The 20,785-nt window shown below is 51.6% G+C and carries 22 protein-coding genes and 1 pseudogene; 19 read left to right on the top strand and 4 right to left on the bottom strand.

Annotated features, from left to right (window positions below):
• On the top strand, positions 1-597 hold the full coding sequence (locus AACY13_RS10620) for a hypothetical protein (protein ID WP_339461335.1): 597 nt from the start codon (positions 1-3) through the stop codon (positions 595-597).
• Between the two features lies 1 nt (position 598).
• Positions 599-2,014, top strand: a complete 1,416-nt coding sequence (locus AACY13_RS10615; RefSeq protein ID WP_339461334.1) for a tyrosine-type recombinase/integrase — start codon at positions 599-601, stop codon at positions 2,012-2,014.
• A 194-nt stretch (positions 2,015-2,208) separates the two neighbouring features.
• Here the strand turns inward: AACY13_RS10615 and hrpB are convergent, their stop codons facing one another.
• Together hrpB and AACY13_RS10605 are read right to left on the bottom strand one after the other, a co-directional pair.
• Entirely contained in the window at positions 2,209-4,728 is a 2,520-nt protein-coding gene (hrpB, locus tag AACY13_RS10610; RefSeq protein ID WP_339461333.1) for an ATP-dependent helicase HrpB, read from the bottom strand.
• A 116-nt stretch (positions 4,729-4,844) separates the two neighbouring features.
• Complete coding sequence (locus AACY13_RS10605; RefSeq protein WP_339461331.1) at positions 4,845-5,138, bottom strand: helix-turn-helix domain-containing protein; 294 nt, start codon at positions 5,136-5,138, stop codon at positions 4,845-4,847.
• Between the two features lie 92 nt (positions 5,139-5,230).
• On the opposite strand from AACY13_RS10605, the gene AACY13_RS10600 reads away from it, so the two are divergent.
• From AACY13_RS10600 to AACY13_RS10575, 8 genes are all read left to right on the top strand, one after another.
• A complete protein-coding gene (locus AACY13_RS10600; protein WP_339461330.1) occupies positions 5,231-5,668 on the top strand; it encodes a hypothetical protein in 438 nt (145 codons plus the stop codon).
• A gap of 13 nt (positions 5,669-5,681) precedes the next feature.
• Positions 5,682-6,062: a hypothetical protein gene (locus AACY13_RS10595; protein WP_339461328.1), complete on the top strand. Its 381-nt coding sequence runs from the start codon at positions 5,682-5,684 to the stop codon at positions 6,060-6,062.
• Between the two features lie 12 nt (positions 6,063-6,074).
• Complete coding sequence (locus AACY13_RS10590; protein WP_339461327.1) at positions 6,075-6,407, top strand: helix-turn-helix domain-containing protein; 333 nt, start codon at positions 6,075-6,077, stop codon at positions 6,405-6,407.
• Positions 6,404-6,835, top strand: coding sequence for a DUF6957 family protein (locus tag AACY13_RS10585; RefSeq protein WP_339461326.1), 432 nt, complete (start codon positions 6,404-6,406; stop codon positions 6,833-6,835). Before AACY13_RS10590 ends, AACY13_RS10585 begins: the two co-directional genes overlap by 4 nt.
• A gap of 15 nt (positions 6,836-6,850) precedes the next feature.
• The gene (locus tag AACY13_RS22700; protein ID WP_445262563.1) at positions 6,851-7,039 is read left to right on the top strand and encodes an AbrB/MazE/SpoVT family DNA-binding domain-containing protein; all 189 of its coding nucleotides are present in this window, start codon (positions 6,851-6,853) and stop codon (positions 7,037-7,039) included.
• Positions 7,040-7,055: 16 nt separating this feature from the next.
• Positions 7,056-7,511, top strand: a complete 456-nt coding sequence (locus AACY13_RS22695; protein ID WP_445262562.1) for a type II toxin-antitoxin system PrlF family antitoxin — start codon at positions 7,056-7,058, stop codon at positions 7,509-7,511.
• 82 nt (positions 7,512-7,593) lie between these two features.
• Positions 7,594-8,394, top strand: coding sequence for an inositol monophosphatase family protein (locus AACY13_RS10580; RefSeq protein WP_339461324.1), 801 nt, complete (start codon positions 7,594-7,596; stop codon positions 8,392-8,394).
• Between the two features lie 55 nt (positions 8,395-8,449).
• Entirely contained in the window at positions 8,450-8,824 is a 375-nt protein-coding gene (locus AACY13_RS10575; protein ID WP_339461323.1) for an antitoxin Xre/MbcA/ParS toxin-binding domain-containing protein, read from the top strand.
• A gap of 26 nt (positions 8,825-8,850) precedes the next feature.
• On the opposite strand, the pseudogene AACY13_RS10570 reads toward AACY13_RS10575, so the two are convergent.
• Both AACY13_RS10570 and AACY13_RS10565 read right to left on the bottom strand, forming a co-directional pair.
• Positions 8,851-9,422 (bottom strand): annotated as a pseudogene (locus AACY13_RS10570) (nucleotidyltransferase family protein).
• The gene (locus AACY13_RS10565; RefSeq protein ID WP_339461321.1) at positions 9,422-10,126 is read right to left on the bottom strand and encodes a hypothetical protein; all 705 of its coding nucleotides are present in this window, start codon (positions 10,124-10,126) and stop codon (positions 9,422-9,424) included. The pseudogene AACY13_RS10570 and the gene AACY13_RS10565 overlap by 1 nt, the downstream one beginning before the upstream one ends.
• A 415-nt stretch (positions 10,127-10,541) precedes the next feature.
• Between AACY13_RS10565 and AACY13_RS10560 the strand changes: the two genes are divergently transcribed.
• The 9 genes from AACY13_RS10560 to AACY13_RS10520 all read left to right on the top strand — a co-directional run bounded on the left by AACY13_RS10560 (position 10,542) and on the right by AACY13_RS10520 (position 20,764).
• A complete protein-coding gene (locus AACY13_RS10560; RefSeq protein ID WP_339461319.1) occupies positions 10,542-11,804 on the top strand; it encodes a hypothetical protein in 1,263 nt (420 codons plus the stop codon).
• Positions 11,805-12,091: 287 nt separating this feature from the next.
• On the top strand, positions 12,092-13,105 hold the full coding sequence (locus tag AACY13_RS10555; protein ID WP_339461317.1) for an HNH endonuclease: 1,014 nt from the start codon (positions 12,092-12,094) through the stop codon (positions 13,103-13,105).
• An 807-nt stretch (positions 13,106-13,912) separates the two neighbouring features.
• Positions 13,913-14,794 carry a hypothetical protein gene (locus AACY13_RS10550; RefSeq protein ID WP_339461316.1) on the top strand — a complete coding sequence of 294 codons (882 nt, stop codon included), beginning with the start codon at positions 13,913-13,915 and terminating at the stop codon, positions 14,792-14,794.
• A 433-nt stretch (positions 14,795-15,227) separates the two neighbouring features.
• Positions 15,228-15,803, top strand: coding sequence for a hypothetical protein (locus tag AACY13_RS10545; RefSeq protein ID WP_339461314.1), 576 nt, complete (start codon positions 15,228-15,230; stop codon positions 15,801-15,803).
• Positions 15,804-16,092: 289 nt separating this feature from the next.
• On the top strand, positions 16,093-16,506 hold the full coding sequence (locus AACY13_RS10540) for a hypothetical protein (RefSeq protein ID WP_339461312.1): 414 nt from the start codon (positions 16,093-16,095) through the stop codon (positions 16,504-16,506).
• A 226-nt stretch (positions 16,507-16,732) separates the two neighbouring features.
• A complete protein-coding gene (locus tag AACY13_RS10535; protein WP_339461310.1) occupies positions 16,733-17,533 on the top strand; it encodes a hypothetical protein in 801 nt (266 codons plus the stop codon).
• Positions 17,534-17,636: 103 nt separating this feature from the next.
• Positions 17,637-18,317, top strand: coding sequence for a hypothetical protein (locus AACY13_RS10530; protein ID WP_339461308.1), 681 nt, complete (start codon positions 17,637-17,639; stop codon positions 18,315-18,317).
• A gap of 500 nt (positions 18,318-18,817) precedes the next feature.
• Entirely contained in the window at positions 18,818-19,174 is a 357-nt protein-coding gene (locus AACY13_RS10525; RefSeq protein ID WP_339461307.1) for a histone-like nucleoid-structuring protein, MvaT/MvaU family, read from the top strand.
• A gap of 588 nt (positions 19,175-19,762) precedes the next feature.
• Complete coding sequence (locus AACY13_RS10520) at positions 19,763-20,764, top strand: hypothetical protein (RefSeq protein ID WP_339461305.1); 1,002 nt, start codon at positions 19,763-19,765, stop codon at positions 20,762-20,764.
• Positions 20,765-20,785: the final 21 nt, after the last annotated feature.

The raw sequence follows: 20,785 nt of genomic DNA, 5'->3' as shown, positions 1-20,785 counted from the left end.
ATGACGGACGCACCCTCTAATGTTGAGAGTAATTTTGGTGAAGCAGTGATCCAGCTTTATGAGCTGTTGAGAGAAGTAGCTTCAAACCCAACAGCACATTCGGATGACAGCCTTCTTCAAGCAGCACTCAAACGCCAAGGCACACTTGCGTCGCTTAGGCACTCCTGGTTTGTTAACGGCGTTCACGCCACCTCTACACCAATGAGTCTAAATACGCTAAAGCACTACTGTGACCTCAACATTACTGGCGGTTTCAGAAAGTTTGACACTTTAAGAAAAGAAGCTTTGGATGCCCTCACCGTCGCGCAGACTCGCCCGGACACATCCAACAAGCGCACGCTAAAAGGCATGAACCTAAGAATTCAAGAGCTTGAAGATACCCTAGACAAAAGCAGGAAAGCTAACTTCATACTCCTTCAAGCACTGTCACAGTCGCTCACTGCAATTGCCAGCATTAGAAATGCATCAACAAAACAATTGCAAGATAAAAGAGCCGATGAATACATAAAGACCATACGCGCCATTGTCAGCATGAACTCCACGCCTTATGACGAGCTCCCAGACAACTCAAATGTCACTCCCATCATAGGCCGTTAACATGGACTCTACGCTTCAGCACAAGCAACTTTTCACTCCTTTAAGAAATTTTCGTATCTATGATTTCTTTTCAGCGGATGAACTACACACAAAAAACGGCGATAACATCCCCTTTATCAGCTGGCCAGACGGCGTCCCCTGCCTAGTTGCAAATCTTTATATTCTTCAGCTGCTCAAGAGGAGAGGCAGAGGCGGTGGTGAGCTTTCGAGAACAGGTAGCAAATGCGGAACGCTAGGACAATATGCCCTTCAGTTCGGCCAACTGCTTAACTATTGTTACCATAGAAAAATTGCCGTCATAGACCTCACCGATAGCAACTTCACTGACTTCATCCACAAGCTCAGGACTCAAAAATCCACTAGATTTCCTGAGCGAGAACAAACCACACCAAACAACGTGATAGCTGTTGGAAAGGCATGCCTTGAATTCCTAGAATTTGTTGGCAAGTTTTACGGGGATGATAACTTCGTAGCGGAGCATGGGACTATCAGTATCACAAAGCGTCGGCTCCCAGCTTCGAAGAATTCACCTGGCCCCTTAAGAGGCTACAGCTTAGATCATCACTCTTTTGGAGCTACCGCTCGAACGCATACACGAAACCCCATCACGCCTACGAGAATCTCAATGCTGCGCGCTGCAGCAGCAGAGCTCACGCAGAGCTCTCACATTAAAAATAGGCGCTCCCTATTCATATCTTTGCTTGAGCATACCGGAGCACGTAGAGGAGAAATCGCGAACCTCACTGTTTCAGACATTCGAATTGCCATTCGAATGAAGCAACCCAAGTTGAGAATGATCACACTTAAACGAGGAAATCCCGCAGAAAGACTAATACCCGTTACCAAGCTACTCTTAAGTGAAGGCATTAGATACATTGACATTTACAGAGCAGCAATAATTAGACGTCATCGACAACCTGACCATGGTTTCTTGTTGATCTCCGAGACAACAGGAAAGCCTCTAACAATGGCTTATCTCACGAATGAGATGGGGCTAATGCGTCACCGTGCAAAAATTGAAGAGCAAGCATGTGCTCATATGTTCCGACATACCTTCATCACCAATCTTTTCATAGCGCTTATCACTAGACATCACCTCGAGAACGCTAGTGCGTTTCGACACGAGATGATCATGAATGCCATCTTTTTCGAGGAGATTCGGCAAATAACAGGCCATAAAGATCCTTGGTCGCTCGTCCCGTACATCCACTTGGCATTTAAACAGCTGTCAGGCTTCACGAATGTCATGGCCTCAATCAACAGGTCAAAAGTGCTTGAGATTTTTGACCAGAAGCATGAAGAGCTTCTACGGCAGCTGGAGCAAGGCATGCCCGTTCCGGAGTACAAAAGCCGATACGATGAGCTGGTGAGGTTAAGGGACGAAGACCTCCTGATAGCTAGTGAGCGGGAGTCCTAGGCTCACTTTCTCGTGACGTTGCGCTAGCAATACGCTCAGTCTCCATCGGATCGTCCGGTTGCCAATGCTTCGGCCCCCAGACCTTTCTTCACATCGGCGTATGCAATAAATTGGGTTGGTGAGCCAACTAAGGGATAGATTGCTCAGGTTCTAGTGTAAGAAAGCTCAAGACAACTTTGCTTAGCACTTAAAGGTCAGCGTCTTGGCTTAGCTTGAGCGGTCGGTTCGGCCTCCATTGGGTCATCCGGCCACCAATGTTTCGGGTACCTGCCCTTCAGATCTTTCTTCACCTCGGCGTAGGTGTTCGCCCAGAAGCTCGCTAGATCCTGGGTCACCTGCACAGGCCGCCGCGCGGGCGATAACAGGTGTAGTAGAACGCCCTGACGCCCACCTGCGATACGCGGCGTCTCGGCCAGCCCGAACAGCTCCTGCAAGCGAACAGCGAGCACAGGTGGATGCTCCGAATAGTCCAACCCAATGCGTGAGCCCGACGGCACCTCGACGCTGCGCGGAGCCAGTTCATCGAGACGTTGCGGCAACGGCCAGGGCAACAGGCCCAGCAGGATGCTCGGCAGATCCAGATTGGCGAAATGGCTGAGACGGTTCACCTTTCCTAGGTATGGAGCGAGCCACTCCTCCAACGAACCCAATAGCACAGCATCGGACAGATCAGGCCACTCGCTCTCACCTTTCTGCTCCAGGTCTAGCTTGCGCAGAAGAGCCACCCGCGCCTGCCACTGCCGGAGCTCTGGTGTCCACGGCAGCAGCTCAATTCCTTTACGGCGAACCAAGCCGGTCAATGCTTTTGATCGAGCTTCCTCATCCAGGCCAGGCAGTGCTGCGCGACTGAGAACAAGCTCGCCCACTCGCCGTTGTCTCTCCGCCTTGAGCACGCCTTCACGCTCGTCCCATTCGAGCTCGTCTCGCTGAGTTACCTGCTCTGCCAAAACAGTGTCGAAGAGAGAAGCATCAAGCGCTGCCGCAAGGTAGATGCGCTCTTCACGCTGGCCTTGTCGGCTCCCCAAATCTGCGATCACGAGCCAGGGCTCTTTCATCAGCGCATCTGGCTCACCAAACTGTGCAGCGCGACCATTCGCAAGCCTGTAGTTGCCCCCGCTGTCACGACGCTGAAGTGCAACGCGATCCGGATAGGCAAATGCCAGGAGAGCACCCAACCAGCGAGGATGATCAGGGTCGGCAATCGGTTCTGATGCTGCGCCTCCTAGGTAGCCTCGGAATTGCCTTGCGAGCTGACGCGCACGCTGTACTGCTCCACGACTAGCTCGAGAGCTGGACTCATGGCCCATTGCGGTGATGCGGTCATGAAGGTCGGCACCGGCACCACGCAATATGTCCTTCTCACCGAGAAGAGCGGCCACATCGCAAGCCAGGCGTCCAAGACCGAGAGCCTGCCCACGAAGCAACAGGTGAGCAATTCGCGGATGGGTCGGCAGCTCAGCCATCGCCTGTCCGTGAGCGGTGATGGAGCCACGCTTATCGAGAGCGCCGAGCCGAAGGAGCAAGTCTCGGGCCTGGGCAAATGCAGCAGCAGGCGGAGCGTCTAACCATGCGAGTTCATTGGGCTCTACCCCCCACCGTGCGAGTTGCAGAGCGAGGCCAGAGAGATCCGCTTGCAGGATTTCTGCAGTGTCGAAGGCAGCAAGCTGATCATGCTGGGACTCCGACCACAGTCGATAGCACACACCAGGTTCGAGTCGCCCTGCCCGACCGGCACGCTGTGTTGCAGCTGCACGAGAAACTCTTTGGGTATCGAGACGGGTCATGCCGCTGACTGGATCGAAGCGCGGAACTCGAGCCAGGCCTGCATCCACCACTACTCGCACACCCTCAATGGTAAGGCTTGTCTCGGCGATGTTGGTTGCCAGTACCACCTTCCGCCTACCAGCCGGTGCAGGTTCAATGGCGGCGCGCTGCGCAGATAGGTCGAGCTCACCATGGAGCGGACACAGCATGACGCTGCTCTGCCCTTCCAGCTGCTCCTTCAGTTGATCGTGTACCCGACGTATTTCAGCCTGGCCAGGTAGGAAGACCAGGATGCTTCCGCTTTGGTCAGCGAGAGCTTGCATACAGGTCTGAACCACTCTTGGCTCAACGTAATCACCTAGTTGGTACGGTCGGCCCCATGACGTAGAGACTGGGAACATGCGGCCTTCACTGCTCACTATTGGCGCGCCATCCAAGAGCTTCGAAAGACGATCCCCTTCGAGCGTTGCAGACATTAGAAGGATCTTTAGAGGCTGGTTTTTCTCTCTTAAAAGCTCACGGCCATTAAGGCATAGCGCCAGGGCTAGATCAGCATCCAGTGTTCGAAGGTGGTACTCATCGAAGATAACGAGTCCTACGCCATCTAGTGCGGGATCCTCTTGCAGCCGTCGTGACAAGATACCTTCGGTAACCACTTCAATACGTGTGCGAGGCCCGACTTTGCTTTCGAGTCGAATCCGATAGCCAACCGTTTCCCCTACTCGCTCACCAAGTTCGCTAGCCAAACGCTCAGCAGCAGCTCGAGCAGCCAGACGACGAGGCTCAAGCATCAGGATGGTCTGTTCTCCTAGCCAGGGTTCGTTGAGCAGAGCTAGGGGCACACGTGTGGTTTTGCCGGCCCCTGGTGGAGCTTCAAGAACAGCCTCATTACGCTCTGTCAGCGCGGAGCGGAGTGCAGGTAGAGCATCATCGATTGGTAGAAATGTCATGTGAATTTGGAATCACAAATAGGGGCTAATGTGGATCATTGCGTAGACGAAAGCAGTTGGCTCTCAACCAGAAGCAGAAATAGCCGCTTCGCGGATAGACGAGCTCTCAAACAGCATCAAGCCTCGGACTCTTTTCCGCCAACCTGTTTGAGCTCCTCGGCAATTTGTTCCAAAAGTCTCGCCGGCATAACGTCGTCATACTGGCTGAATGAATCGAGCAAAACGGTCATGGGATGCACCTGCATAACCTCAGCCAGCTCTATCAGCTTCTCGACCGTTATCCCAATTACTCCTCTCTCAAGCTCTGAGATGTGCCCACGGCTGCTAACGTCCGCAAACGACTCCTGGCTGAGCCCGCGAGCCTTGCGAATTTTTCGCATACTCGAACCCAGCGCTTGCCTGTAATCCATCCCAATTCTTCCCGTTGCAGAAAAGAAAGGATGAAGACAGAATGCGTGCAATAGCACTACGTGCTATTGCACGCATTTTCGGGAGTCGATGAATGTTCAAAACACACGAGAGCGCCTATCAAGACCTGGCATCGGTATTCGGGCCTGGCCATCACCATTGGCGGATGATTGAGCGCGAGATCGCAACCCCATGGCTGCACGCGACGATGCTGGTGACCGAGGACGATGTTGAGTATGCCAGCACGGTTATGCCCAGTGACTTGCACACGTTTCTAGAGGTAGCCAACGCAAAAGACTCGGGTGCCCGCGTAAGCGAACTCCAGCTTATGAGTCCAGCCTGGATGAACGGCGCAGAGCGATGGCTGCTCGAACCAATTAGACAAATTGACACTGCCTTGTCCGCTGATGACGAGATGATCCACATCTACCTAACTGAGAGCGGAAAGACCTACTGCGACCCCTCGCGGACACTGGCTGAACTTCGGGAGCTGACGAACCAGCGCACCGTGTATCACGCAGATCTGAGCTGAGGTAGAACTCTTGTTGAGCACAGAACTGGTTCCTCAAGCCCCTCGGGTCATCTCCTCTTACGCGAGACGCCATCTGGCGAATGCTTTGAAGGCCGACTATCCAATGCCGGTGACGGGTTATCTGGTCGATGCGTTTGTTGTTGCGAACGTTGCTGTCGGGATCGTTTACCGACATGCCCTTCGAGACGGCACCGGACGTTTTGCTGACGGCCATCTCATAAGAACTTCCGATATCTTGAATATTCGGCAGTTTAAAGGGCGCTGGCTGATTAGGACGCAGAACTCAGTTTATATGGTTGTGACCTTTAAACGTCACGTCGGCAAGCCATCGCTCATAGCGCTTCAGCATCTCATGAAGTCGACGATTGTCTTCGCATCAAGTCAGCTTCACTGAATGAAAAAGAGGATGAGCGTTAGCGAACGCGGGGCCTTTTTTGATGAGTTTGAAGCCGCGCTCACCACTGGAGAGCTTACGGATTTTGGGGCTGCAGTCCGCTCTCTTCGGTCTTGCACTGGCTTCGGCCAACGCAGATTTGCCGCGATGCTGAGGCTTCCCCTGGAAACGCTGCGGGCAATCGAAAGCAATCAGTCCGTCCCCGACGTTCTAACTCTCAACAGGATCCTTTTTCCGTTTGGTTTCCAAGCTGGAATTACCCGCTTCATCAGGTCTACCCACCCTGCCCCTGAGACCTATCTCCAGACAGGGATCATGACAAATCATCGCGAGAAATACCCATGAAAGCGCAGTTTCTGGATATTAGTGAAAATCAAAAAGTGCGCGAGATAGTGGACTTCCTCTATGGCACTGCTCCTGTCATCACCGGTACCAATCTGAGCCGAGACGAGATTCTCGATGAGCTGCGACGGCGAAATCCCAAGAAGCAATTTTGCATCGTGAAGGATTGGGTATTAGTTGAGCTCGACATCCCAGAGGAGTCTCGCCAGCAGATTGAGGCACAAGGGTTTACGCCTCAGTTTGTCCATGCCCACGAAGTGATCGAAGACTCCGCTGGTCGCTTTTCATCGGGCTGGTGGGTGCGAACGTCCCTTCAGCTGAAGTATGAAAACGATGGATTTTTCGAGACCAAAAGCACGATTTATGTGCTGACTGGGGATGGCCGTCATAAGAAATTGCGGGAAGACATTGCCTACAGCATTCGACCCTAGCTGCGTTCGCTAACCATGCCCACGCAGGAGCTCAGAACTGCGATTTGTCATGACGCCGGTGATGGCAGCGGCGACCTAATCGTGGAGATCCCGCCACTGGTCATTTCAGCGATGGGATTGCGAATAGGGGACAAGGTAGAGCTGGAGATCGTCGACGGGGGGCTAGCGCTGACTCCATGCCGGGGTGCCCCTCCGGACTCCTAGCTGCTACCACCAGAGTATGTGCCTAGCCCGGCGATACGCCGGAAGGAGCGAGCGCGCGATGAACAATCCAGCCCAGCTATGCAGCATCTGCGATAGCCCCGCCGTGGACTCTGGAAATGGGCCCTGCGGAGCTCTTGTGTCGAGTCCGTTCTACCCTAACGACAGATACAGAGTCGTCCTTTGCGATGGATGCTTCATGCGGTGCCTTGCAGATCTGCGCCGCGACCGATTGGTGCACACGATGTTTTATGACACTCAGGACGACTTGGAAAACTTCGGTCGAGTCCCAGCTGCTGACTCACCACCGGAGCGCGAAGCGACGCTATCCATGTTCCTGGACGCCTTGGAGCGCGACATCCAAACACGCCCGGATCGTGTAGCCCCGCTAACTGCTGAGCTTATCGCCCGTATCAAAGCGTTGGTGGGCACATGCGATGTAGAACTCAGCGCTCCACTTCCCCCGGAACATTAGCCACAGCTTTGACCGCCCCCCTTACTGCCCTTACTGCCCTAGATGTCAGTCATCAGGCCAACCCTATAGAGGTAATAGATAAATGCTCGACGCAGGGATCGTTTACCAGGTAGCCGACTTAGTGGTTGAGGCCGGGGCGCTAATCCTCTCAGAGCTTCAGCGACCGAACGGGCCACGGGGATACGACTACAAGGCCGACGTTGATCTTGAGATCGAAGTCATGCTGCGTCGCGGCCTTGAGCATATTCTCGGCTGTGATTTTGTAGGTGAGGAGACCGGCAAACATCAGTCAGGGCATCGCTATTGCTGGGTGGTAGACCCCAATGATGGGACTGCAGACTTCCTTGCCGGTCGACCTGGCTCTGCAATTTCGGTTGGGCTTCTAGATGGGGCTGAGCCCGTGCTGGGCGTAGTTTACGCACCGGCCTCGCCGCGAGGGCCGGACTGCATTGCTTGGCAGGAAGGCATGTCGTCGATTCTACGCAATGGACAGGTCATCGCCCCTGCCATCAAGAATAGAGACCTACGTGGCTCGGTTGTATTTGTCAGTTTGGCGGCGGCTTATAGGCGTGCAGAGAACGACCTATTGTGTGCCCCGGCAGTTTGCGAGCCGATGCCTAGCATCGCCTATCGATTGGCTCGTGCCGCATCTGGTGACGGGATTGCTGGGGTTTCGCTGTACCCCGTATCACCCCATGACGTAGTAGCCAGCCACGCATTGCTCAGGGCTGTGGGCGGGGATCTGTTTGATCAAGACGGAAAGCCAATTCGCTACACCACATCTGCGGAGTTCAGTGAACCTGTAGAGCGGTGCTTTGGCGGTGAGCCAGTGGCTTGTCGCAGCCTGTTGGTGCGCCCGTGGAGCAATCTAGTGTCGAGATAGGTACAGCTCTACCTCAATGCTGCCTCATGTACCAGACCAACCAGATAGGGTGGCAATGAAAGAATCCGATCTCAGCTCCACCAGCACTGAGTCCTTAGTGCTAGGAAAAGCCGCCGTTAAAGCAGGGGATCGACTGGGCCTGCCTGACTCCTTGCTAGCCACGCTGCTGGCAGTCGACGTAGCCAAACTGCGTGCATTGCGGAAAGGTCTGCATCTGCTTGAGCCTGAGGCGGAACAGTGGCGGAATGCCCTGATGTTGGTGCGGATCTATGAAGGGCTGCTGTGTGTGGTGAGTAATGATTACGAGGCCAGGCGATGGCTTAGCAGCGAGAACTTGGCTTTAGGGGGGCAGCCTATTGATTTGCTCACCCAGCAGGGTGGACTTGATGGCCTTCTTCTATATCTCGATGCGGCACGCGCTGTAGGTTAAGTTAGATCGCAGCCTTGTGAAGAGCATCAGCCTACCGGGGTAATTTTTAGGTTAGGCCAGGTTGCGAGCCAGCTCTTTGAACGAAGGCGGTTCAGATAGATCTGCTGCTTATCTGCTTGGAACTTTGGTGTAGGTCGGACAACTAGGTTGAAGAGATCGTCTAGGCCGAGTGGGGTCGCGACCTCGATCATATCGTTTAATCCAAGCCTGACAGCTACGGCGGTAGCCGTTTCCGGCCAGTGAGTCATGGCATCTACTGCTGAGGTATAAGGTTGGTCACCGTTGCGGAGATGCATGCGCGCCTGGTTCTTTACAGACCAGTTGTGCGCACTGTCCATGGCCCGCAGAGTTGCTTCAATCTCAGCATCCACCTCTGTAGTACACCGCTCGTTATCGAACCAAATCACATCGACATCCGGAGGTAGCGGTGAAGCGTTTCGCTGATGCAGGTGATCCCATATAGCGCTACGCACGAAGCCCGCAGCAATCCAGCAATCCAGCAATCTGGAAGCTCTAGCTCTTGCACCAGGCGGAGTATCCGCCAACGTACCGGGTCGACAGCGATGATGGTTTGTATCTGCGAGAGCTGGGTAATCATCAGAGCGGCTTTAGCGTTTTTACTTCTAAAGGGAGCACTCCCGACTCGCGAAGTATCACTGCCCATTCACGCCATGCAAAGAACGCACTTGGATGGCGAATGAACAGCAATTTCAATGATTGATTGTTGTGCTGGAAGGTGAGGATACAGGGGGTATTTTTCCCCACTGCAGGGAGGTTTTCCCGAATAACCTTAGTGCTCTGAGAGGCTAGCACATCGAGTAGAGCACCAATTTTTTTGGGCTCCAACCCATAAACGATGCATTGCTGCGCCTTTACAACGAAGGCTAGCTGAAGAAAATCATTCCAGCCTGTCCGGTAGTCATTATAAGTAGGCCGGTCTCGCAGTGACTCCATCACGCGCGGGACGAGATTGTGGTAAATCACCCCTGTCCAAAGCCACGCTCGTTCAGCAGCATCTGGGTGTTTCTTATGGAAGACGGCACGTTCAAAGTTACGTAAGAAACGGCTTTTGTACTTAGCCAAAATGCCGTGGTTTAGGTGTCGCTTTCTAAGGCTGTCTCTGTGCAAGATTTTCTGGCTGCCTAATTCGCCATCGTAGAGATAGATGCTTTCACCCAGAACAATGGTCTTCAGCTCTGATGCCAGGTAATTACTACCAACCCATGGCCACCAGTTCAATGGTAGAGCCGCTAGTGCATCATCAAATGAGTCATCAAGATAGCCTTCATAATTACCGATCATTTACTGCTTTCCGTAGCCTGTAGGTGGCATTTCGCGATACACGATTGCGAGTTTCAGTTGCCATGATCGATACGGCAAGCATTCGACGGCAAGAAGCAGCCTGTCGCCTCTGGCAACCTAGTCACAGGTGCTTTGGATCCAGGCTAATCTTTCTTGAGCGCCACAGCGTCCGACTTCGGCCAAATGCAGCCCATGGACATGCTGTTAACGACTTCGTAATCTGCAATAGGCCACGTTGTTTTTTCCTCGCCTCATGTCGTGTTTCTGGCCTGACAATCAATCCATTCCAGGAGCTACGCATGGACAATGAGAGAATCCTCGGCGAATTGGCCGATTGTTACACGACAGGCTCGGGCCCGTCGGCATGATCTACCGGAGACGGGCTCTTCAGCGCCGCCTCCATGAGCTTCGCGGCGTGCTGGATGATGAAGCGGTCGATGATCTGGCAGTGCGCCTCAACCGACCAGGCAAGGATCGAGTTGCGGCGATGTGGGAGTTGGTCGTGTTTCATGGCTTGTCGAAATGCGGCCTCCTCCAGAGCGAGCTGCCTCTGGCGTCCCGGCGTCGGCCTGATATCCTTTTCGAACAGGGTTCGATGCGGCTGACTGCCGATGTGACGGCGGTTTCGGACGAAAGTCTCGACAAGGACAACCCCTATCAGGAGTTGAGCGAACTGATTGAAGCCGCCAAGAACAAGCTAAAGCTGCCCATCGGCGGCCTCGATCTACGCATCCGATCTAAGCGCGCAAGCACGAAACGTGGAACCCGTACGGTACTACTGCTGCCACCTCGGGGAAAACTGCAAGAGTTCGTTCGACAGACGATCGTACCGCAGCTGCGCGAGCAGATGGCTGCCAAGGTGTTCCCGCTGTGCATCGCAATCGACGATGAGGATGTGGGAATTGACATCACCATCGACCCGACAAAGTCGCCCATCAATTCAGCTAACTTTGCTTCGTATGATTTGCCCCAGATCAAGGATCGGAATCCGCTCTATAACGCGCTCGATGCCAAAGCCGATCAACTCTCTGGCGCAGACGGTATTACTGGAATCATTGTTGGGGACGGTGATTGTTTCGCACTCTCGGGGCGGTCGGCGAGTTGGGGCGAATTGCCGGTCGGTCAGATCATCAGCGAGTTCTTCCGGCAATTCTCATCAGTCGACTTCGTCCTGCTCCTGAGTGTTCGTGAAAGTCGACAAGGGTGGGCGCCTTACCCGCCGCCAGTGCTACAGAACGATGCGAGCTTATTTGTTCGCGATGGCTGTGATGCCCGTGCTGAATTGTTCAGTCTGTTTCAGGCCATGATCAAAAACTTCCCGAAGCCAGCGATGATGCCCGTCAACGGCGCGCTTCGGGCTCGCGAAGACCATTACGACCTTGGTCATCACGGAGGCTACTCTATGTCTGGATCAAATGTGGTACGCCTCGGTCTGCGCGAGTTCATGGAGATATTCGCGGGTCTTCGGACTCTTCAGGACGATGGTGCCAAATATGTCGACGCGGCGCGGAAGTTGCCCCAGGAGCCGAATCACTTGCAGGCCATCGTACGGCGCAATCTGATGGCTGGCCGCCTGCCGGAGTCTATCAAGATCATCAAGACTGACGAGGAGCATAACGACGACTGGGTCGAAATCCGATTCGGCGAGATCGATCCAGCCATAGCTCCACTTCGATAAAGCCGCTCGGATTAACCGCTCCGCCGCGTTTCGACTAGCTTGCCAAAAGGCCTAAGTCTTTCGTGCTAACGGGACATTTTGATTCTAGGGGAGGTCGGCTAATGGCGATAGCTACCGGTCATAGGAGAGAGCTGTCGGCCAATAGCGTACTGATTCGCAGTGGATCAGCCTCCAGCATTGAGGTTCGCATGTGTCTGCGCTTTCAGGGGCCATTCACTCATTGCTTGAGACATAAATCACCGGCATCGCTTACGATGGCCAGGATAATAAGGCATGGAAGATCACGAATGCTCAGGCTTGTTCTCGTATTTCTGATTATTGCAATTATTCTTAATGCTGGTCATCCAAGTTTTTCTCTTTCGATTGAGGGGAAAATTGCTCTTTATTTGGCGACATTTTTAATAGTTGCGTGGGAAATATATGCGCTCTGGTATTTCCATAACGAAGAATTTATCAAGCTGAAAAATGGAATTAAAGATCACACTGCGGACTGCAATGATCTAAATCACCACATCGAAGAATTGAAGAGCACCCAGCTTGACATCAACTCCTACGACTACGGCCTTGGAGATCGTTACGACACCAGTCGATATAAGTTCAAAAGAAACGAATGGGCCAGAACCAAGAGAGACGCCAAAATTCATAACTGCTCGGCATCTATATGCAAAGCTGCTAACGACCAGCCTTTCAAGTATCTCTGCAAATACTTCGACATAGATGTCAACGAAGAAACACTTTCACATCTTGAGGCAGCACTGAATAACTACCTTGCCGCGTACCAAGGATGGGAACTGCTTGAGCAAGAGAGAAATCGCCTCATGCAGACCCTCACAGACCCGCTGCCTTCCTTTTTTTACATGCTGAACAAGAGTCGTTTAGCAAAAGAGCTTGGGTTTGAACCAATACGCCTAGTTGATATTAATTTCCAGGCCTACAAGTTTCAGTATGTGTCATCGGGCGGCAATAGCTCTTACGAGGTTTCTATTATCCTTGACATGGAAAATCTTGAGAAATTCATTAAGTACCTTGGCGACATGCTGCGCTTCAAAAATAGCGCCAAAGGCCAGCGAGCATTGATGACTCCGCAGCTTCGTGAAAAGATAAAAAAGAGAGACAAAAATACCTGCCAACAGTGCGGAGTATCTGTTACCGAAGAACCAAATTTGCTAATTGAGATTGATCATGTAATTCCAATCTCCAAGGGCGGAACTACAACCGAGGATAACTTGCAAGCTTTATGCTGGCGTTGTAATCGTAAGAAAGGGGCGTCCCTTGCCCTGGCCGCAATACAGGATTGGTAGTCAGCCAAAGTTATATATTAATAAACCCATATAATGCAGAACTATTAATATATGAGGAATTCAGCTGAATCGCCTCAGCCATTGAGCCGCCTCCCCCGATTTTTGTAGCGCGGGAATACAGCCCACATTTTCAAATGGCAGGCTCAATGATTGCTCTTGGCCGCTTTGAGCCTGTCTCAGTAGCCTGAAATCGGCTAAAACCCGCCTGAATTATACAAAAATCAGCACGCCCTCCTTTCAGGTCATCGGCTAGTCTGGAAGCATTCCAACTCTCTGAGGCACCAAGTGGCAAACAACTGGAACATCCCAGGCTGGCTTGAGAAGGAAGTCAGGGCCAGGGATACGAGATGCGTGTACTGCAGCACTGATTTCTTGTCCCCGAAGGAATCAGCCAAGCTCTCCCCGAGCTGGGAACACATCATCAACGACGCATCGATCATCACCAGAGAAAACATTGCTCTCTGTTGCCGTGGCTGCAACGCCAGCAAAGGGCAGAAGTCAGTATCGGCATGGCTTGGCTCGAGATACTGTCAGGAGCGCGGTATCACTGAGGCGACGGTTGCGCCGATTATTCAGCAGGCCATCTCGATGGGGCAGTAACGCAGTTGCATCTTTGTCGGGTAGGACATAACCTGAGAGCAGGTTCTGGAAGCCCCTGCCCTTCCCCAGCGCAACTTGCGCCACGGTGAATGCCTCCCTTTCTCCGCGTCAGCGGATCGCGTCAAACCATACATTGGTTCAATCCTACGATCTTTGAATCGTCTGGAACGGGGGAGCAGATGCAAACCAGATCTGAGGAAGCCCGGTATGGCCCTATCTCGCAAGCAAATCCTTGAACTAGCGAAAATCCTGCATTCAACGACCAAAGCCCTTGGTCAAAGCAGCAAGCTATCTGCACATCAAGAAAAACTCAGCCATTTGCTGGGCTACCGTAATTGGAATGCGGCAAGTGCTGGCCTTCCAGAGACGATCCCCGAGGAAACTGCGGCAGCGATCGCCTTGGTTGAGATTCCTGGGCAAACACCAATGACGTTTTTGGCACAGGGGCGTGCCGCGCCTTGGAATATGCCATTGGTGGTTCGTGATTACCTGATCGCCCAATCCTTGAACCCCAACGGGTATGGGGTAACCAGCTACACCAGGCCTGACCCTGTGGTGGCTCAGAAGCCCAGATTCATCACCTTTGGCTTTAGCAGCGCTGTCGGCGAGTACACCGAGCACAGAGAGCCGCTTGACCCCAATGACATCAGTTACTGCCATCAGAACCACACCCCTATCGTGGTGACTTTCGCTGATCAGGCAGGAAAGCTTTCCTTCAAGCTGACCCTCTGGCTTGTCACTTTCTACGCCCTGAGTGATTCACCGATTTACTTCAACGGTGCCTCGCACAAGCCTATACACAACAGCATTGTTGAGACGATTACTGGGGCAGAGCCCTTCAATCGCAAGGGCTATTGCTTGGTTGGTAGTGATGATGCGCAGAATCCACATGCTCTTATGAAGTGCGATGAACAGGGTAGAGAGATTGAGCACATCAGAAACCTCCCCCCCCTACCCGAGAGTGAGCTTTGGGCCGAACTCAAGACCTACAATGACCAGTTGAACCTATCCCTCACGGACGCGGCAGAGATAACGCAGACTACGGTGTACAAGTACGACGAGGATGCAGGAGGAGAAACCTTCGACTGAGGGTGATAGAAGTGAAAAACCGCCTCCGGGGGGCGGTTTTTTGTGTACTCAGTCCATATAAAACACTGCCGTTGCTCACAACTATGCCGTTAGCCACTGGCTGCTTTTGGCCGATTCTGTTGAAAAAGTCGGTTTCTGATAGGACTGCTTTTGAGCAGCTCAAAAATCGCTCGATTTCGGCGTAGCTACGTAAAAACCAACACAGCTCCGTCTTCCGAGCGAATCAGATTTCAATGTCGCTAACGCTCTTTTATGGGCAAAAATCGCAACAGGACTTTTTCAACAGAATCGGCCGACAGCTACCGGTCATGAAAGCCCGGAGTCAGCCAGAAAAAGCGGCCTGTCGCCTTGCACAAAATTAGGCGTGAGAAATATGAGTAAGACGAGATAGCATTGTTGCTGGTGATGCAGGTGCCATAAATAAGGGGATGTAATGAGAGAGAAAGAGTCAGTAAATTTTGATGGACATCGAAAGCAGGCTGATATGTGGCAACGCTGGGTAAAAGAGATCCGCTTCACGTGGGCTCTGGTAGTGCTTGTGGTCACAGTACCTGCTGTGATTTTCGGCGCTTCTGCGCTATCAGTGATGGTGCTGTTGGCTTCTGTAGTGTTTGGACTCCCGACTGTGTTGGCTGCATTTCTCTTTACTCAGGATAGGGTGTGGCGAAGCCGGCTGTGTAGGCGGGTCGTTGTGATTGGGGCGGTGTCAGCGGTTTCTCTTGCCGTAGTAATGCAGACCGATAAGCTAACACCGAGCATGGCAACGCCTATCGCGAAGGCCATCGAGCAGTACAAAAATGACACTGGCAACTACCCGGACACGCTGGCAGAGCTTAGCCCACGATACCTTGTTGAACTGCCGGCGGTACGAGTTGCCATCATTCAGCCTGATATCTCATATTTAGTGCGTGACAATCGACCGCGCCTGGCTATCCCCTCAGTTGCAGGTGATGGCTTCGCTAACTATGAGTACGATTTCGAAGCGAAAGCGTGGGTGAACAATATTTAGGGTACTTAAAGACAAATAACATTAGTGCCGAATGATCTGGTTAAAAAATTCAGAGTGTGTTCTTCGTGGACTACAGCCTGACGCAACAGGATGCGTGCTTGGATTAAAATAAGCACATTAATAAAAAGCCTGCTATATATTCGTTGTTTACAGCACATGACGGAGGCAGGAATTGATGTGTGTTAAGTTAATGGCAGCTGGGAGATCGGCGCTATCCGCATTTTTAGTAGTGGATTAGTGCAACTATATTTTGTCGCAAAAAACCCATATAGCGGAAAGGAAAAAATAAATGAGTGAAGCTTGCAGGCTCGGCGCGGATGCCATAAAAAAGCAAATTTTTCCTTTAAAAGCCACCGTGGCGTGGTATGTCTTAGGAAGTGTTGCTGTCCTATGGTTGCTAGCTGTTGGTGAGTCACCTCGTAACAAGTCACACTTTGAGATCCTGGCTGCGGGTGGTTGGTTGGAATTAGGTAACATTATAGTCGCGTGTCTATTTGCTATCATCATTCCTCTTCCTCATGTATTGATATCATTGACTGCAAAGAAAATGAGAAATCGTTTCTCGGTCAGCCGAATTTATCGTGGATGGTATATGGTATTAGTCACTTTTGTGGTTTTGGGGGCATTAGCTGCTGGGGTAAATTCCACGGCACTAGCAGTGTCATCTAAAATGGAATATGAGTTCCCCCAAGCATCGAGATAGATGGGTTCAGGGTAACCTTCGTTTGTGGAAATCTGGTGCCTAGACTAAGCGGTGATAAGCCGGTAATTAAAACTCACGGACTTTCCGTAGCCAATATAGTTTCTGAAATAATTGCCGTGAGCGAGGGGGAATCTGATTAACGAGGTGGCTGGGGTGGCGCTTGAGTTTCTGCACATTTAGCTAGATTATTGCTCTAGCCACCTTTCTGAATAAGAGCGAGAAAACAATGAAACTTAGTAATGCTTTTAGCTTAGCAGCTGGGCTTGGCTACTTTTTGTGGGTCGTATATATTTTGATTGGCGGCATGGTGGCGGCGGCTGGCATTATATTTTTTCCCTACGGAGCCCTGCCTGTTATGCTTTTTACGGGGGTGCTTATATATTATAAGTCGGACGATATATTTCAGAGGTTCGCCGGGAGCAAGTTGCGGAGAGGAATTACTGAATACCCATTGGAAGCTTCTATGCATCTATACGGGGAAAATGAAAATAAAATTTCCTTCGCCAGGGATGGGAAAAGCATAGTCTTAACCTCGCAGCGTTCTAGTTATATAGATTTTGGAACGCCAGAGGGGGTTAAGGAATATCTGAAAGAAAAATCAAGAGGCTTGGAAGGCGCTAATCTGGACTGGATTGATTCTTACATTGTTTCCTCCGCCTCAGTGAATGAAAAGACCGGGGAGCTTGCCGTAATAATTTCAATTCCTGATGAGATTGTTTTGTCTGAAAAGTACATTGAGCATGAAATAAGAAGTATTGGAAGAGTTTTTGTAAGAAATCTCGCCGGAAACTCAATTCGGTGGTTACAGCAGGCCCAGGGCGAGAGGAAGTTGGAAAGGATAAATGGGCGGCTATTTGTATATGTCGATCGAAAGCAGGTGGTGCCTGGATTTTTACGTTCTAAGATAATAATCATGTCTAAAAATCAAATCACAAGAAATATCAGGACACGCCTCTGGAATAGAGTGAACGTTAAATTTATTAGTCTGGATGAAAATATTTACTGCGGCGAATTAATAGATGTATAGAGGCGGCACTAAAGAGTCCATGCCTTTGTAGGCGCTTGATGACCGCTATTGGCCGACTCCTGCCTGTTACGACAGGCTCAATGCGGCCAGAAGCAGCCATCGAGTGACTACGAAATTAGGGGCGATTCAAAAATACATTTACAACTTATCCTACATGACTAAATTATCCGACAGACTATGTAAGAAAAAGGGAACAGCAGTGAAGAACGAAAACATCATCATGTCTATTGCGAGGCAAATCATAGCCACATTGATTTTTGTAGCTTGCGCTCCAGTCTCAGCAGATCCCGCGCCTCTCGGCCTTGAGCTTGGTCAGGCTACGGTCAGTGACATGGAGAAAACTCTGCCAGCAGCTGACAGACACCAGAACAGCCATACAGGCGGGCCATTCTTCACATATTTGAATAAGTCACGAGCCCCACTAATTCGAGAAGCCCTTTTTCACTTTGATCAGAACGATAAGCTCGCTGCAACAAAAGTATTTATTGACCGTGACCGATGGGTTGATGTTCTTAATGGTATTAACGAGAAATATAAACGCTCGAATTATGTTTTCCATAAAGACTTGGTGAAAGACGGGAAGGTCTATCTCGCCCCCCACACTCCGGCTTTGCGTCCTTTAAGTGAGGGGCATTATGTGTTCCAAGAAGGTGACACGATTATTTATGCGTCTAGCCAAGACGCGTCGATTTTCTACTTCACGCTTGCAATCCACCCGAAGCTTGCGGGTAATGTAGAAAAATTGCGGTCAGATAGACTTAAAGCCATGGTTAGACAGTTGTAATTCCCTGAATTGCCCCGGACTTCGTAGAAAACTCCGAACGACCGCTACTGGCCGTAAGCGCACAACGTAAATAATGCGTACAGTATGAGATTCTATAATCGCTCTATAGTTAACTATAAAAGCCTATAAACTCCATTCTAGAGCAGCCTAACTGCCTTTTGGTGCATCATAGCAAGCCGATAAATTTCTTGCGTTCACCAGCTGGCGTCGGTCGAGAAGACCGTAGCTATCCGGGCCTGAAGAAGAATCTAGGAGCTGGCAGCTAAAGGCCGACTCTGTTGAAAAATTCGTATTTTTCAGCTCGCCTGAACTTAGGCACGACCACCACCGGAGAACCTACTCAACGCATTGAGTGGTTTTTCGGTTCACCATACTTACTCATCCGCGAATCTAAACTGTCACGGCCCGACCAGAGACTTAGCGTTTTTTTCTATTTTAGTCGAATCCTGTCGGTCTACTTATGTATCCTAGAAGCACTTAATCCCAACTCAGGAGTCGCCATGTCGATCATTGCAGAATACAAAGCCCTTGAAGCCCAAATTGCCGAGCAGCAGAAGCGCCTTGAACTCCTCAAAGGCGACGAAAAGCTCAAGCGCGAAATTGAATTTGAAACCAAACTCCGTGCCCTGCTGGCTGACTACAACTACTCCCTGCGGAACGTGATCGCTCTGCTCGACCCAAGTGCCGGCAAAGGTGCTGCGGCCCCTGTAAAAGGTGCTCGCCGTGAGCGCGCTATGAAACGCTACAAGAACCCGCACAACGGTGACGTAGTGGAAACCAAAGGCGGCAACCACAAAGTGCTGAAAGCCTGGAAAGAGCAGTACGGCGCTGAGAAGGTTGAGAGCTGGCTGCAATAAGCAGGTTTAAACTATACGGAAGGGCCGCATTCGCGGCCCTTGTTGTTTCCGGATCAAGACATGACACGAGATGAAGAAAGAGGGCTCTGGGCCATAGGGCTGATGGAGTACGGAGCTCAGTCTCTAGAACAGAAAGTCTTAGGTTTCCTGAATGCGCTACTGCAAGGCGAACTGCGCGAGGAGCTCCCCTCTCTAGTGAGTGCGGAAGGGTTAGCACAACTTGTAGGGCTCCTGCTGAGCGAAATGGAAGCTGGAGCCCCCTCATCGCTTGGGACACTTCGCAACATGAACCGCGAGCATTTTCGTGCACTGCTACATCTCCGCAAACCACTAGGACTCTCCCTCCTGGCAGACTTGCCCGCTGCACTTGTCCCGCATGAGTTGCTGAAGATTAAGTTGGAGCTCGAGCTTGGGATGTGAGCCCGCTTTTGAGGTCGGACTCATGCCTACAAGCATGAGCAGTAGCTCGAGACGAATGCCTATAGACATGGAAAGCGTCCACAAAGAGAGCTAATCCGAGCTGGATGGCACATAGCCTCCATAGAATCTACTCTCAGGACTCCTAGATACCAGCAAGGAGTGCTTCCCATGAGATTGATCGTTCTACTTTTCGCGCTGTTACCACTAACGGGCTGTGAGACCATGAAAATTCTCACCACCACGAAGATTGAACCCACAGCACCAAAAACAGATGTGGGAATCCTCCAACTTGTGGGTGGTACGCAGGGGATCTACCCAGTCTGGCCAACGGCAAGCGACGACAAGAGTCCAATACTTGTCGACTCGGAAGTCGCTAACGTTTGCGCTCCTCCAAAAGCGATAGCCGCTGCATCTGCGGCTATTTGGGCCCCAATTGCTGCGCGTGTCGTTATTGATGCGGCTGGCAAAGCGGCAGCGGACTACGTGAAGAAAATCAAAGCCCAGTCATCGAAATCGACGGCGTTCAAGTCGGTAGTAACAGGCAAAGATCTGAAAGCGGCTAATTGCCTCATTGCTTACCGTGGCCCCTCTATTGAGCTGCATGCCGATGGCAGTGGGGTTTCACCCACCGGAAAAGATGCAGATGGCGCTGATACAAGGCCGGATCCAAAGCCCAACGTCCTTGTCGTGATGAAGGTTGAAAAGAAGCTGAATACGTTGCAGCTTGTGCCTATTTACGCCATGGCCAAAAACAGCATCTCCCTTACCAAGTGCACAGGGGATTGCAGCCTACTGGGGCGCGAAAAAGGGAAGATCAATATTTCCGTAGCGGTCACCGGAACAGCCGTGGTGACGCTACCAGAAAACGACATCAAGCTCCGCGATATCGGCACCGCAACGTTGACCGTTAAGGACGTTCCGCTCGGAGGAAAGGTCGTCTCTAAGCCAGAGGGAGCGACTTTGGCTTCACCTATTGGAGATCGTTCGGCAATTCTGGCTATTCCTAGTGACGACGTTGCCGTCCAGCTATCCGTAGGGATAACTGAGGTAGGTGATGTGGCTGGAGACCCGGACATCGCAAGCTCTGAGATTCTGGCCGCCACAGCCGCCTTTAGCGAGGGTGCACTTGCGGAAATCAAAGCGCACTACGACCGAGAGGCAGCAGATTGATGCCTTTAGGAGCCTGGCTTA

Origin of the sequence: Pseudomonas sp. EA_105y_Pfl2_R69 (assembly GCF_963970915.1) — a bacterium.
Taxonomy (GTDB): Bacteria; Pseudomonadota; Gammaproteobacteria; order Pseudomonadales; family Pseudomonadaceae; genus Aquipseudomonas.
This window is presented reverse-complemented; position numbering and strand designations above follow the sequence as displayed.

What these genes read in the sequence shown, in the direction of transcription:
- AACY13_RS10620 (WP_339461335.1), top strand. Translation starts at nt 1, where the DNA reads ATGACGGACGCACCCTCTAATGTTGAGAGTAATTTTGGTGAAGCAGTG.
- AACY13_RS10615 (WP_339461334.1), top strand. Translation starts at nt 599, where the DNA reads ATGGACTCTACGCTTCAGCACAAGCAACTTTTCACTCCTTTAAGAAAT.
- hrpB (WP_339461333.1), bottom strand. Translation starts at nt 4,728, where the DNA reads ATGACATTTCTACCAATCGATGATGCTCTACCTGCACTCCGCTCCGCG.
- AACY13_RS10605 (WP_339461331.1), bottom strand. Translation starts at nt 5,138, where the DNA reads ATGGATTACAGGCAAGCGCTGGGTTCGAGTATGCGAAAAATTCGCAAG.
- AACY13_RS10600 (WP_339461330.1), top strand. Translation starts at nt 5,231, where the DNA reads ATGTTCAAAACACACGAGAGCGCCTATCAAGACCTGGCATCGGTATTC.
- AACY13_RS10590 (WP_339461327.1), top strand. Translation starts at nt 6,075, where the DNA reads ATGAGCGTTAGCGAACGCGGGGCCTTTTTTGATGAGTTTGAAGCCGCG.
- AACY13_RS10585 (WP_339461326.1), top strand. Translation starts at nt 6,404, where the DNA reads ATGAAAGCGCAGTTTCTGGATATTAGTGAAAATCAAAAAGTGCGCGAG.
- AACY13_RS22700 (WP_445262563.1), top strand. Translation starts at nt 6,851, where the DNA reads ATGCCCACGCAGGAGCTCAGAACTGCGATTTGTCATGACGCCGGTGAT.
- AACY13_RS22695 (WP_445262562.1), top strand. Translation starts at nt 7,056, where the DNA reads ATGTGCCTAGCCCGGCGATACGCCGGAAGGAGCGAGCGCGCGATGAAC.
- AACY13_RS10580 (WP_339461324.1), top strand. Translation starts at nt 7,594, where the DNA reads ATGCTCGACGCAGGGATCGTTTACCAGGTAGCCGACTTAGTGGTTGAG.
- AACY13_RS10575 (WP_339461323.1), top strand. Translation starts at nt 8,450, where the DNA reads ATGAAAGAATCCGATCTCAGCTCCACCAGCACTGAGTCCTTAGTGCTA.
- AACY13_RS10565 (WP_339461321.1), bottom strand. Translation starts at nt 10,126, where the DNA reads ATGATCGGTAATTATGAAGGCTATCTTGATGACTCATTTGATGATGCA.
- AACY13_RS10555 (WP_339461317.1), top strand. Translation starts at nt 12,092, where the DNA reads ATGCTCAGGCTTGTTCTCGTATTTCTGATTATTGCAATTATTCTTAAT.
- AACY13_RS10550 (WP_339461316.1), top strand. Translation starts at nt 13,913, where the DNA reads ATGGCCCTATCTCGCAAGCAAATCCTTGAACTAGCGAAAATCCTGCAT.
- AACY13_RS10545 (WP_339461314.1), top strand. Translation starts at nt 15,228, where the DNA reads ATGAGAGAGAAAGAGTCAGTAAATTTTGATGGACATCGAAAGCAGGCT.
- AACY13_RS10540 (WP_339461312.1), top strand. Translation starts at nt 16,093, where the DNA reads ATGAGTGAAGCTTGCAGGCTCGGCGCGGATGCCATAAAAAAGCAAATT.
- AACY13_RS10535 (WP_339461310.1), top strand. Translation starts at nt 16,733, where the DNA reads ATGAAACTTAGTAATGCTTTTAGCTTAGCAGCTGGGCTTGGCTACTTT.
- AACY13_RS10525 (WP_339461307.1), top strand. Translation starts at nt 18,818, where the DNA reads ATGTCGATCATTGCAGAATACAAAGCCCTTGAAGCCCAAATTGCCGAG.
- AACY13_RS10520 (WP_339461305.1), top strand. Translation starts at nt 19,763, where the DNA reads ATGAGATTGATCGTTCTACTTTTCGCGCTGTTACCACTAACGGGCTGT.